This is a genomic window from Bacillus sp. LK2, assembly GCF_001043575.1.
Lineage (GTDB): Bacteria > Bacillota > Bacilli > Bacillales > Bacillaceae_G > Bacillus_A > Bacillus_A paramycoides.
In genome coordinates, this window is sequence record NZ_LDUK01000019.1 from 115,421 (window position 1) to 128,406 (window position 12,986).

Annotated in this window: 16 protein-coding genes and 1 pseudogene; 1 reads left to right on the forward strand and 16 read right to left on the reverse strand. The window is 34.5% G+C overall.

What is annotated here, in order from left to right:
- Nucleotides 1-114: 114 nt before the first annotated feature.
- From VK90_RS14020 to VK90_RS14085, 14 genes are all read right to left on the reverse strand, one after another.
- The gene (locus VK90_RS14020; protein ID WP_048373620.1) at nt 115-888 is read right to left on the reverse strand and encodes a sulfite exporter TauE/SafE family protein; all 774 of its coding nucleotides are present in this window, start codon (nt 886-888) and stop codon (nt 115-117) included.
- Nucleotides 889-921: 33 nt separating this feature from the next.
- On the reverse strand, nt 922-1,401 hold the full coding sequence (locus VK90_RS14025) for a DsrE/DsrF/DrsH-like family protein (protein WP_048373622.1): 480 nt from the start codon (nt 1,399-1,401) through the stop codon (nt 922-924).
- A gap of 66 nt (nt 1,402-1,467) precedes the next feature.
- Nucleotides 1,468-1,764 carry a rhodanese-like domain-containing protein gene (locus tag VK90_RS14030; protein WP_002170491.1) on the reverse strand — a complete coding sequence of 99 codons (297 nt, stop codon included), beginning with the start codon at nt 1,762-1,764 and terminating at the stop codon, nt 1,468-1,470.
- Nucleotides 1,765-1,779: 15 nt separating this feature from the next.
- Nucleotides 1,780-2,148 (reverse strand): rhodanese-like domain-containing protein, encoded by a 369-nt coding sequence (locus VK90_RS14035; protein WP_048373624.1) that lies wholly within the window; start codon nt 2,146-2,148, stop codon nt 1,780-1,782.
- 170 nt (nt 2,149-2,318) lie between these two features.
- Nucleotides 2,319-2,666, reverse strand: a complete 348-nt coding sequence (locus VK90_RS14040; RefSeq protein ID WP_048373626.1) for a hypothetical protein — start codon at nt 2,664-2,666, stop codon at nt 2,319-2,321.
- Between the two features lie 63 nt (nt 2,667-2,729).
- Nucleotides 2,730-2,957: a sulfurtransferase TusA family protein gene (locus VK90_RS14045; RefSeq protein ID WP_048373627.1), complete on the reverse strand. Its 228-nt coding sequence runs from the start codon at nt 2,955-2,957 to the stop codon at nt 2,730-2,732.
- A 26-nt stretch (nt 2,958-2,983) separates the two neighbouring features.
- Nucleotides 2,984-3,211, reverse strand: coding sequence for a sulfurtransferase TusA family protein (locus tag VK90_RS14050; RefSeq protein ID WP_048373628.1), 228 nt, complete (start codon nt 3,209-3,211; stop codon nt 2,984-2,986).
- Between the two features lie 38 nt (nt 3,212-3,249).
- Entirely contained in the window at nt 3,250-4,380 is a 1,131-nt protein-coding gene (locus tag VK90_RS14055; RefSeq protein ID WP_048373630.1) for an MBL fold metallo-hydrolase, read from the reverse strand.
- A 43-nt stretch (nt 4,381-4,423) separates the two neighbouring features.
- Nucleotides 4,424-4,993: a sulfurtransferase TusA family protein gene (locus VK90_RS14060; protein ID WP_048373631.1), complete on the reverse strand. Its 570-nt coding sequence runs from the start codon at nt 4,991-4,993 to the stop codon at nt 4,424-4,426.
- An 89-nt stretch (nt 4,994-5,082) separates the two neighbouring features.
- Nucleotides 5,083-5,346, reverse strand: a complete 264-nt coding sequence (locus tag VK90_RS14065; protein ID WP_002170484.1) for a metal-sensitive transcriptional regulator — start codon at nt 5,344-5,346, stop codon at nt 5,083-5,085.
- A 258-nt stretch (nt 5,347-5,604) separates the two neighbouring features.
- Nucleotides 5,605-7,269 carry a CoA-disulfide reductase gene (gene cdr, locus VK90_RS14070; RefSeq protein WP_048373633.1) on the reverse strand — a complete coding sequence of 555 codons (1,665 nt, stop codon included), beginning with the start codon at nt 7,267-7,269 and terminating at the stop codon, nt 5,605-5,607.
- Between the two features lie 354 nt (nt 7,270-7,623).
- On the reverse strand, nt 7,624-8,124 hold the full coding sequence (locus VK90_RS14075) for a GNAT family N-acetyltransferase (RefSeq protein ID WP_048373635.1): 501 nt from the start codon (nt 8,122-8,124) through the stop codon (nt 7,624-7,626).
- 310 nt (nt 8,125-8,434) lie between these two features.
- Nucleotides 8,435-9,019: a DUF3238 domain-containing protein gene (locus VK90_RS14080; protein ID WP_048373637.1), complete on the reverse strand. Its 585-nt coding sequence runs from the start codon at nt 9,017-9,019 to the stop codon at nt 8,435-8,437.
- Nucleotides 9,020-9,154: 135 nt separating this feature from the next.
- Complete coding sequence (locus tag VK90_RS14085) at nt 9,155-9,739, reverse strand: DUF3238 domain-containing protein (protein WP_048373639.1); 585 nt, start codon at nt 9,737-9,739, stop codon at nt 9,155-9,157.
- 96 nt (nt 9,740-9,835) lie between these two features.
- Between VK90_RS14085 and VK90_RS14090 the strand changes: the two genes are divergently transcribed.
- Nucleotides 9,836-10,309 (forward strand): MarR family winged helix-turn-helix transcriptional regulator, encoded by a 474-nt coding sequence (locus VK90_RS14090; protein ID WP_048373642.1) that lies wholly within the window; start codon nt 9,836-9,838, stop codon nt 10,307-10,309.
- 60 nt (nt 10,310-10,369) lie between these two features.
- On the opposite strand, the pseudogene spoVR reads toward VK90_RS14090, so the two are convergent.
- Together spoVR and VK90_RS30260 are read right to left on the reverse strand one after the other, a co-directional pair.
- A pseudogene (gene spoVR, locus VK90_RS14095) lies at nt 10,370-10,948 on the reverse strand (stage V sporulation protein SpoVR); the annotation flags it as partial.
- Between the two features lie 454 nt (nt 10,949-11,402).
- Nucleotides 11,403-12,935 carry a hypothetical protein gene (locus VK90_RS30260; RefSeq protein WP_048373644.1) on the reverse strand — a complete coding sequence of 511 codons (1,533 nt, stop codon included), beginning with the start codon at nt 12,933-12,935 and terminating at the stop codon, nt 11,403-11,405.
- Nucleotides 12,936-12,986 lie beyond the last annotated feature (51 nt).

The following is a 12,986-nucleotide window of genomic DNA, read 5'->3' on the forward strand; positions in this document are numbered from 1 at the left end:
GGCAGTTGATCTCCCACCTAACTTCTTTGCTCCAGCCGAATTTTAAGGTGGGAATTTTACTGCCCGTTAATGCGGGAGAAATAAAAAGATGGTGCTACAAGCAGCACCATCTTTTTATTTCGATATCATATCAATCCACATCTTTATCGCAGTTCCTACAATTAAAGTAGACAATACGTATTGTAAAACTTTTTGATTCACTCTCTTCCCTACTCTCACTCCAAGCGGAGCGGCAAATAAACTTGCTACCGCAACGATAAGCGCTGGGATAACAACTACTTGTCCCGTAATCACTTTCCCAGTAGTAATCCCTACCGAGGAAATAAAAGTAATAGCAATAGATGTTGCTATTGTCGTACGTATCGGTAGTTTTAAAACAACTAACATAATCGGAACTAAAAGAAACGCACCACCAGCCCCAATAATGCCGGAAACACTGCCTACAATAAATGCTAACATACTAGCTAGCCATTTATTATACATAGTTCCTTCTGAATCCTCACAGTTGTTTCGCTTCGGTATAAACATCATAATAGCCGCGATAGTAGCTAATATTGTATAAACAACATTTACAGTATGCTCATTTAATAGATTCGCGCTAAAGCTACCTACAAAGCTTCCTATTAATATACTAGCTCCCATATACACAACTAACGTTTTATCCATATCGTTACTTTTCCGATATGCCCACGCACCTGCAAAAGTTGCAAAAAACACTTGAACCGCTGTAATACCGCTCACTTCATGTGATGTATAGCCAGCAAATCCTAGTAATACCGGAATGTATAAGATCATCGGATAATTAATAATTGCCCCGCCAATCCCAACCATTCCTGATATAAACGATCCTATAAACCCAATAATAAAAAGCAGTACTGTTAAACTCATATTTCATCCCCCGACTTCTAAAAAGAAGGTGATTTAAATAAATAAATTCACATTCCCATCCGAAGCATCTGCTAAATATACACCTACTCCTGCAAACTCTACCCCTTCCATAATCTCTTCCTCTTTTAACCCTAATAAATCTACTGTCATTTGACAAGCTACAAGCTTAACTCCTTGCTCTTTCGCCATATCAATTAAGTCTGGCAAAGGCATCACATTATGCTTCTTCATAATTCCTTTAATCATTTTTGGCCCCATACCAGCAAAATTCATTTTTGATAATCCCATCTTATCCACACCGCGCGGCATCATTTTTCCAAACACTTTCTCTATAAAAGTTTTCTTTACTTCCACATGCTCATCTTTCCTAAGGGCATTTAAGCCCCAGAAAGTATGAAAAATAGTCACCTCTTGATCGTACGCCGCTGCACCATTTGCGATAATATAAGCTGCCATCGCTTTATCATAATCTCCACTAAATAAAACAATTGTTGTTTTCTTCTGTTGCTCCATGTTGTTCCTCCTCTAAATTACCTATAGGGGTATTTAAGCCCCTATAAAAAATCGTTTATTTTCGCCCTATTCTACTTTACCTTCCCAAGCTAACATACCACCTACCATATTGATCGCTCGAAAACCGTAGCTCTCTAAAAATTGAACTGCTCTTGCACTTCTCCCGCCAGAACGACACACGATAATATATTCCTGATTTTTATTTAACTCATGCATACGAAATTCTAATAGTCCTAGTGGAATATTACATGCTTCTGGAATTTTCCCTTCAGCTACTTCTTCTACTTCACGTACATCTACGATATTTACTGCTTCTTTACGTAACAATTTTTCTTCTAATTCTTTTGCAGTCATTTCTTTCATTTTTTCAACTCCTTTTTAATTACACGCATTCATACCACCTGAAACATTTGTAATATGTTGAAATCCTAATTTCTTTAACATTTTCGCTGCTTGTTTACTTCTCATTCCACTTTGACAAAGAACAATAACTTCTTTACTTTTATCTAACTGTTTCGCTTTATTAGCCAGTTCATTTAATGGGATATTCCGAAACCCTTTAATATTATTTCCTCTATATTCACCAGGTGTACGTACATCAATAAATTGTTTATTATTTTGCCCCATCATACGCTTCAATTCTTTTCCTGAAATATTTTTTACTCCTCTAGCTGGTAAGAAACGAGAAATGATAAACCAAGTTACAAGTATAATTAAGATTATATTCAATATTGTCTTTCCATCCATATAATGATAGCCTCTTTCTGTTATATTTTTTTATCCCGCATTAACGGGCAGTAAGACACCCACCTCAAAATTCGGCTAGAGCAAAGAAGTTAGGTGGGAGATCAACTGCCCGTAAACGCCCGATTGGTGAGGGCTGATAATCAGTAGGGGATGAACAAAACCCCCACTGATTAAAGTTTCACTTTATTCGTCGCTACACTATAACTTTGAATACAAAACCCCTTCTTGTTTAAAAACCGAACACTTAAATTTCGATCTACTTTATTATGAACAATAAGATGTATCGGTTTATTTGGTATTTCATAATAGTACCGCCTTAAATACGCATACGGTATACACATAACTTTAAACGTATGATTACCGTGACTCTCTGTATAGTCACGCACATCTATAACAATAACATCCTCACTTTGTCTTACTTGCTCTATTGAAATATGTGCAACATGTAAAACAGGAACGTAACGTTTTAATATATTTCCTATTATCAATACTATTATGGGTATAACCATATAAAACATATATGACGATCCTCTTCACTTCTACTAATGAGCAGAGAATACCCTCCACTTATCATTGAAATATTATGCTTTCTTGATCCAAAACTTTAATTCGCCTGCTTCTTCCGTATGTTTTAACACTTCATGACCACCTGTTTTTGACCATGCTGGAATATCTTTAATTGCACCTTTATCTGTTAAGTGTACTTCTAACACTTCTCCTGATTGTAATGCCTCCATCGCCTTCTTTGTTTTTACAATTGGCATTGGACATGCTAATCCTTTTACGTCTAATACTTCTTTCACATTCATCTTATATACCTCCACTTTTTTTATAATTAAGCCTTCTTAATCCAAAACTTTAATTCGCCTGCTTCTTCCGTATGCTTTAACACTTCATGACCACCTGTTTTTGACCATGCTGGGATATCTTTAATCGCACCTTTATCTGTTAAGTGTACTTCTAGCACTTCTCCTGATTGTAATGCTTCCATTGCCTTCTTTGTTTTTACAATTGGCATTGGACATACTAATCCTTTTACGTCTAATACTTGCTTTGCATTCATCTTATATACCTCCCATTTTTATTTCATTTGAAATCAAATTAATCATGAACAGCACAACGGTTTGGACCAATCTCCATTTCACGCTCTTCTTCTTGACTTGGGTTTAATTGCCCCATATTTGTTTGACGAATTTCTTGATATGCATTCGGTTGAGGTGGTAAATTCTCTGTTACAACTTTACGAAACTCTCCCTCATCCTCAATATTTAATCCTGCATTATACTCAAATAAATCTTTTAATTTTGCGCTAACAATCCCACTCTCGTTCATTTCACTTATTTTTGAATAATGAGCCGGCAACACAATTAAACTTTGAGATAGTTCTTTATATCGGCTATATAAAGTATTACGTAAATCACTTACCCAATCTTCAGCTTTCCCAGCAAGATCCGGACGCCCAATCGAATCTACGAATAAAATGTCCCCTGATAATAAATACTCATCATCTACAATAAATGAAGTACTACCAATTGTATGTCCCGGCGAATAGATTGCTTCGATATCAATCTTTGTTTCCCCAACAGTAATTACAGCACCTTCTACAAGTGGTTCGTAAGAAAATACAACTTCTTCCGCATCTTTTGGCGGTAACCAATACGTCCCATTTACTTTCCCAGCTAACTTACGACCTCCTGAAATATGATCGGCATGCAAATGCGTATCCATTACATTTGTAATTACAGCACCTTGTTCTTTTGCGAATTCCTCATATGCCTCAACTGTTCGTACTGCATCAATAACAGCTGCTTCTCCTTTAGAAATGACCATATATGATAAGCAACCTTTTCCAAGGCGGTTAAACTGATACATACTTCCGCCATCTTTTAAATCTCCAACTTTTATAGGCTTTACATATTCACTCCAAGCCTTCATACCACCAGCTAAATAATAAATGTTTTCTAATCCAGCCTCTGTTAATTGCTCTGCCACAAATATAGAAGACCCTTCTTTTGCACATACTACTAAAACATCTTTATCTTTAGGTAATTCACTTACAATATGATCTACACCCTCTAATAAATCAAAGTACGGCACATTCATTGAAGTAACTTCTTTCCCTTCAATTTTCCAGTTTTCATAATCCGCTTCATTACGTACATCTAAAATAAATAACTCCTCATACATAACCTTTTCTGCAACATCTTTTGCTGCTAAATGTTTAACCTTCATTCTATTACCCCCTATGGTATATTTATACTTAAAATTTTTTTCCTTATCTTTTTTCTATCTTTCCATTCCAATGCAGCATGCCAGGAATAACATTCTTAACATTGTTAAACCCTTGCTTCTCCAATAGTTGACAAGCAAGATCACTGCGATTTCCTGTCCGACAAACAACATATATTGGTTTTGTTTGACTTAACACACTTTGTTTTTCTTCTAACTCACCTAACGGAATTGAAATTGCAGATGGGATGTGTCCAAATGTATATTCCGCTTCTTCCCTTACATCTAAAACGATGCATTCTTTGCCAGCAAGTAACTTTTCTTGTAATTCCTCATTTGTTACTGTATGAGCGTATTTTACTAATTCGTTTATTTCTTGCGCACTCGCTTTTCTTACATAATGTTTTAAGGTATCTCCCTCTTGCTTTGTACCTATATATTGATGACCAACATTATTGGCCCAACTTTGTAAATCTGCTGTAGAGCCTTTATCTGTTGCTTCTATTTCAATCACTTGCCCAGATTGTAATGCCTCCATCGCCTTTTTTGTTTTCACAATCGGCATCGGACATGCTAATCCTTTACAATCTAAATGTGTATCTACCTTTATACTCATATTGACTTCCTCCTCAAAAGTATATACATATACCTGTACGGGTATATTAAAATGTTATTTAAAATCTGTCAACAAATAAGTTTGACAGATTATCGGCTTTTTACTAGTAATTGAACAGCTTCTTTAATAAGATCCTCATTGGAACCATCACCTTTTTCAAACTGTTCACGTAAACATTGTTCCAAATTTGTTCCCACAATTAATCCAATCGAGCGATCCAATGCAGAACGAGAAGCAGTTAGTTGTGTGATTACTTCCTTACAATCTTTTCCTTCTTCCATCATACGAAGCACACCACGAACTTGCCCTTCAATACGCTTTAATCGATTTTTTATATCTTGATTATATTCCATTCTATAATCACCTCATTACCATTATGTCACTATTTATAGCTTATGACAATATATTATACCCTGTAGGGTATTTTGTAAAGCCCTTAATTTAAATTTTTTAACCTAAATGTGAAAAAAGCATATCGTGAGACTTCTATCCTTATTTTTTGAGCCTATACAAAGCTGAATTTTACGAGCAGCAATCTCCCACCTAACTCCTTTGCTTTACAGCCGAATTTTGAGGTGGGAGTCTTACTGCCCGTTAATGCGGGATAAACATCAATATACAATACAGTCTGGTAATACTGTTCCGTATAATTTAAAGCCACCATCTACATTCTTTACCTTATATCCTTTTTCCATTAACATACGCGCTGCAACATACCCTCTCATACCAAGTTGACAAGTAATATATATTTCTTTATCCACCGGCACTTCATCCAAACGATCACGTAATTCATCTAACGGAATATTAATAGAACCATTAATCATTCCCTGTTTTAGTTCATTAGGCTCTCGAACATCAATAAGATATCCACCATTTTCAACAACACGATCTATTTCATGCCATTGTACCGTATCCACAAAACCATCTACTATATTACTTGCCACATACCCCACCATGTTTACTGGGTCTTTTGCAGAAGAATACGGGGGTGCATATGATAATTCTAAATCCGGTAAATCGATTACAGTTAAATTTGCCTTCATTGCCGTTGCAATAACATCGATACGCTTATCTACCCCGTCACGTCCTAAAGCCTGTGCTCCGTAAATTTTCCCACTATCTTTATTAAAAATTAATTTTATTAGCACTGGCGTAGCATTTGGATAGTACCCCGCATGAGAGTTTGCCTGTACATGTACTACCTCATAGGGTATATTTAATCGTTTTAATATTTTCTCATTTACTCCAGTCGTAGCAACTGTTAAATCAAAAACTTTAGCCACAGAAGTTCCCATCGTACCTTTATATAAAGAATCCGTATGACCATGAATAATATCTGCTAACATGCGACCTTGACGATTAGCTGGCCACGCTAAAGGAATCATTGTTTCTGTTTCTGTAACAAAATCTTTCACTTCAATCGCATCACCAATTGCATATATATGTGGGTCCGATGTTTGAAATTTTTCATTTACCTTTATCGTTCCTCTAACTCCTAGTTCTAATTCTGCATCCTTCGCTAAACTACTCTCTGGTTGTACACCAATTGCTAAAATAATCATATCTGTCTTTATAATTGAGCCGCTTTTTAGACGCACAATAGTCCCTTTCTCCTCTAATGCATCCACACCATCTTCAAAAACAAGCTCAACATTGTGATTTTTCATATGCTCATGTACATATGCTGCCATTTCATAATCGATCGGTGGCATAACTTGATTTGCCATCTCTACAAGAGTAACATCAATTCCTCGTTCTCTTAAGTTTTCAACCATTTCAACCCCAATAAATCCGCCACCAATCACCGTCGCATGACGTGGTTTCTTCTCATCAATGTACGCTTTAATACGATCTGTATCAGGTACATTTCGTAATGTAAACAAAGCCTTTGCTTCTTCAATACCCGGAATAGGTGGAACAATTGGTTTCGCCCCTGGTGAAAGAATTAAAACATCATATTCCTCGTTATATGTTTCATTTGTAGTTACATTCTTTATAGTAATTGTTTTCTCTTCTTTATTAATCTTTACGACTTCACTTAATACACGTATATCTAAATTAAAACGCTTTGACATCTTTTCAACAGTCTGCACTAATAATTTTTGTCTTTCTGTAATTACACCGCCAATATAGTATGGTAATCCACAGTTTGCAAATGAAATATATTCACCGCGCTCAACCATAATAATTTCATCTTCTTCACTTAAACGACGAAGTCTTGCAGCTACTGATGCTCCACCAGCAACTCCACCTACTACAACAATTTTTCTAGACATATTTCAAACCTCCACATTATTTATTATTTAATTTCCTCATGTATCACATACAGAAAACTTATACCCGTATGGGTATATAATAAAATACACAAAAATTATTTTCAATACATATCTCTTTCTTTCACAAATTCGAAACAAATAAAAAAAGAACCTAGAGATGTTTATCAAGACCTAAATTGAAAAAAATCTTAATTTATAAGGACTCTAACAAAATATTCATGTATATTATGTAGAAATCAAAAAGGATCTTCCGTTGAAGATCCTTTTTGATTCTTGTTGAACTAACGCACCCGTTAGTTAAATAACAGAAGGTTTTTTAGTCAAGAACCACTCCCATAGTATTACGGTATTTAATTACATATCAAAAGGTTCAAGCTTCAAAATAAATTCTTCAACATCCTTGCCTCTTGCGTTGGAAAACCCCTTATCTTCAGAGATGATTTTAAACCCGCATTTTTCCAATACCCTGATGGAGGTGAGGTTATCTTTAGCGGCACGAGCATAGAGCGGGCGTACCTTAATATACTCCAGAAACTCTGACAACGCTTTAGTTGCAATACCTTGACCCCAATATTCCTTCCCAATCCAGTAGCTTACTTCGGGTTCGCTGAACTGTTCAAAGTTCGAGACGTGTCCAGTGACAATGCCATTGAATAATATAGTCTTAATTGTGATGGTCTCGTCAGCGATAATTTTTGTCCAATGGTCAAAAAATGCGTCCTTATCAGTGGGGTCTTTAGCTGTAAAAGCAGCCATATAGTTAGCCGTTGAATCTAGTTGTTGTTCATAAAAGATAGGAAGATCTTCCTCTGTGATATCTCGTAGCTTCACTTCGCTTTTGCTAATGGATTCCATATAATTCACAAGCCCCTTAACATATTTTTGAATATAAATTCTTCAAAGTTTAGAGAAATTCCTTCTTCAACTATCCTGCTTCGTTAGTTGAATAAGAAAAAGAGTTACCGAAGTAACTCATATATGCCCTTATATTGGACATAGTATCCGCTTCTCATTATAGTCTGTTTAAACATCTCCAAGTTCTTTTCTGTATAGTTCTATAGCTTTCTGTATGATTAAATCCATGCCTAAAGGCGACGTAGTATGGGATAATACTTATTTTTGACGGCTGAATTTCATTTACGAATGAAGTAATTTATCATACTTCCTATAATCTCTTTGCAAAACTATAATCCATGTCTCCACCTAACGCTGCAGCTGTATCACCAGTTTCTCTAAAATCATGTTTATAAATTTGTTCAAATGAACCGAAATCTACCTGCTTATAAAATTCAAAACAAGGGAATCCATCGTGTTCTCCTTGAATATCGATGCTACCATCCTTTTTAACACATACAGTTAATAAATAATCTACAGGAGGTGCATATACATTTAATGGATTACTAGCGCTTGCACTCATTTTGAATTGTACACCGTCAGAATTCCATACAATATCAGTACACACAATATTTTCGGTACTTGCTTTTCCTGTTCTTTTATTCACAGAACCATCTGGATTCGTAACCTTTTCCGTCGTAATACCTGTGTTTGCATATGAAAACACTTCTTCTTTATAAAAATCTACTACTACCTCTTGCTCAACTCTAGAGCGCATAGTATTTACCGCATGCGGTGTAAATTCACGTGAATCACCTTCGAATTGAATTACTTTCCCTGTTTGTACATCTTTCTTAGGTTCTGTCCAAGACATTGGAATAAATACGTTGGCTCTAATTTTAACGATATTAGTCATAAGAAACACCTCTATAATTCTATTTTAGATACTGCATACTATTGAATAAAACAAACCACCATTTCGGCCCCATAATCAAATGCTTTCTCTTTTACGTTTGCTACTTCCTTCTTAAAAATAGCGCTATATTTATATCTAGATTGTCGTTTTAAAGCTATATTCCATTTCTCCAACTAGTGCTGCTGGAGTATCGTCCGTTTCTCTGAAATCATGTGTATATATTAATTCAAATGAACCAAAGTCTATTTGTTTATAAAATTCATAGCAAGGGAAACCATCATGTAAACCTTCAACATGCACAGCACCACTCTTACTAACTCGTATAGTCAAAAAATAATCAGCTGCAGGTGCTGCCGCATTTAACGGATTGCTGGCACTTGCTCTCATTTCAAATGAAACTTCATCTTCACTCCATACAATATTTGTACATGCAATGTTTTCTGTACTTGTTTCTCCTTTTTGATACTCAATTGAGCCATCTGGATTTGTAATTTTCACAGTGACGATACAAGCATCTGCATATGTGAAAATTTCTCTTTTATAAAAATCAATATTCACTTCTTGCTCTAATCTTGAACGCTTTGTGTTCACAGCGTACGGTGTAAATTCACGTGCATCTCCGGCATATTCAAAAACTCTTCCTGTTGCAGGATCCTGAATAGGTTTCAGCAAAGCATACGGCGCAAATACACTCCCTCTAATTTTAACAATATTAACCATGTGAAACCTCCATTATTTCTATTTAGATAAATCATTATTTGTTCTAGTACTACAATATAGTCAATTTGATTGACTATAGGCAAGGAGGTTATATACATGGATCATCAAACATTTAACGAATTAGATCTTACTTCACTTTTGTCATTATCCTTCAGTACATTAATCACTGAACTACATGACAGATTAAGTGAATTGGGATTTGAAGATATTAGGCCAGCGCATGGTTTTATGTTCAAACGCATCCTTCCAAATGGAGCAACAGGTATAGAACTAGCTGAATATTTAGGGGTTTCTAAGCAAGCTGTAAGTAAAATGGTCGATTCTCTTGAGAATAGTGGCTACGTTACACGCAAAACGCACCCTACTGATAAAAGAGGTAAAATCATTGTTCTAACCGAACGTGGTTTGTCAGTAATGAAAGCAAAAGAAGAAATAGTAGCTGAAATAGAGCAGCGATGGATTGAAAACATAGGTGCAGAAAGAATGCAAATGCTCAAAGAAGATTTAACAACATTCGTTACTAAAGAAAATACAGGTAAATTATCATCGAGCATACGACCTGTTTGGTAAACAAACTCTGTATTATAAAAAGAACGGACAAGAAATTCTTTGTCCGTTCTTTTTATTACATCACACATACTTCCGATGCACCATCTTCCCATCATAAGAAAACACAACGCCCTTACTCTCCACAAGGGACTCCATATGCACTGTTCTTCCCCATAACTGATGAATGTATGGCAATACTTTTTCTAAGTATTTTAAATCTAGTTCAATTCCTTCGTAGCTATGTTTAATGTACAGTTCTCCATTCTTTAAGTAGTCTCCATCTTCTACTACTAAGTACGGGAAGCCTCCATTTGTGCGCATATTTACGAGTTGATCGCGTACATGTTCCCACTCTTTATCAATTACTTTATATTCTTTTCCTTGGCGCTGGAATAAGTACATATCTTCTCTCATTACGAGTTCTTTATTTAAGTAGTTTCTTAGGAATGATACGTCCCATTCAATTTCCCGTACTTCAAAGATTTTCTCACGACCAGAACCTGGTTTTACACCGCGTCGCTTCATTTCTTCTGTCGGGTTGTTGTAGCGTTCTTCAATATCCTCAAACATTTTAATACCGAGGTAGTATGGATTAATACTTGTTTTTTATGGCTGTACGACACCTGCGTTTAATTTCGCAAATTCAATTGCTTCATCGGGGACACCTGATTCGGTCTTTAAAATCCGATTATTTTCTATTACATGATTGGTTTCAGCAATACCTAAAACACTCCCTATCTTTGCTATTTCAGATAACTAAGATGCGATTTGCAATCTATAGTCATATTCACTTCCCTGTACTTTAAAGCCAAAAAAACTTATTAGATTTTTTGTTAATGCTAAGCTAAACTTGAATGTTGTAAGACATTAATCAATGCTTTCGTTACATTATTGTCAATTTGTAAATTATTATTCTTATCTACATTACCCCACGAAAATAATGAAAGATATTATCATACTGAGAAAACCCGTTTCTGTTTTTCACTATATATTGTCCTCCATCTATAAATTTATAAACAGTAAAAAAACGGAATGAAATTTAAATGTAATTTCATTCCGTTTTTTGTTCATATACTAATTCTTTTCTATTTAAATTCCCTGCACGGCTTAAGGACTATTGAGACTCCTTCTTATTTTCTCTCATAGGCTTTTGCCCATTAACTTCTTCAAGTGTTCTAGCAAAAAAATCACTTTCCCTTTTATACATGTCATCACTTCTTCCAAAATAAGCAGCAATACATAAAATAATTAATACCATGCTCATCGTAACTTGCCAAACATGAAGTATATTCCACCAAGGAACACCATAATTTATATATGAAATATTAAAGAAACATATTGATACTGCATATACAAAAAATTCATAAACTTTACCTTCAACTATATAATCATTGATTTTACTGGAACTGGATTCTTTTTCTATATAGACTTTGGTAATATTCTGTTCATTTTTAACTTCTGTAACCATTTCATGTTTAAATGATTTTTCATTTTCTTTATCTTGAAAACCTATTTGATTGCCAAACATGATAAAGGTTAGTATATAAGCACATGTAAACATCAATACTAACTCTAAGAGACTATGTATTGCCAAAGATATTCTCAATGGTTTTCTAATATAAGAATTCTTCCAATCATGTAAATAAATTTTTTCATTCTGTCTCTTATAAATTCTAATACCAACTTGTACTACATCATCATAAAAAGCTTTGGCGATTTCTATAGTTCTAGATAACAGTCTTAATAACAATAAAATAAATAAAGTATAAATTATTCCTTTTTGATTAGTAAAATCCTTATCTATCCCAACAAGCATGATAATAATTGTTAAAACTACTGATAAAATAAGATTATTCCAATTAGCAAATTTAATATAAAATTTAGTCATAAATTTCATGGAATCATTGCATTGAATACATAGATCATCTTTATCAATATAATTCTCACTACATTCATTCACGGTTTTATTATCAGTTCTACTTGTTTGAGATGAATCTTCTAATTTCTCGTTCTCAAAAGGTGTCTCGTCTGAACTGGAAACTTCATGTTCTCTTTTTTCAAGAGGTTCCTCATCTAAATTTGATACACCATTCTTCTCATTCTCTGAAGAATCTTCTTTATGTAACCTCTTACTATTTTCTTTAACAAATTCATGAATTTTACTTTTAAATGTTTTAGCTGCTAATAAATCAGGAGATACTATTAAATGAATTATTTTCCAAATAAACCCCGAAAACTTCAAAATAGCTCTCCACACCCATTTCCAAATAGCCTTAATCTTTTCCAATATATTAGAATCATCGGATTTCTCAACTGTCTTTTTGTCCATTTGTTGCTCATATATGCTTTTCACCTTACGGTATATTAAATAGCGCCAAAAGTAAGAGGACAACCCTCTTATAACTAAAGCAAACAAAATATATGGAGCATACCCCAAAATCGATTTCTCTTCAAATGGACTTTGTCCTATCTCAACTTCTCTGTATGAAAAGCATAGTAAGAACACAAATATAAATCCACACAAAATCCCAAGCTTAAAATAATGCGCTTTCTTTTCTAATTTTTTCAAAATAATATAACTTTCTTCATCTAATAATTTAATCCCAGTATTCTTGTATATTTTTTTATAATTTTCCTCTGTTACCATGTCCTTGTTTTCATCCTCTACATCAAATTAAATTTAAAATAATTATTTATA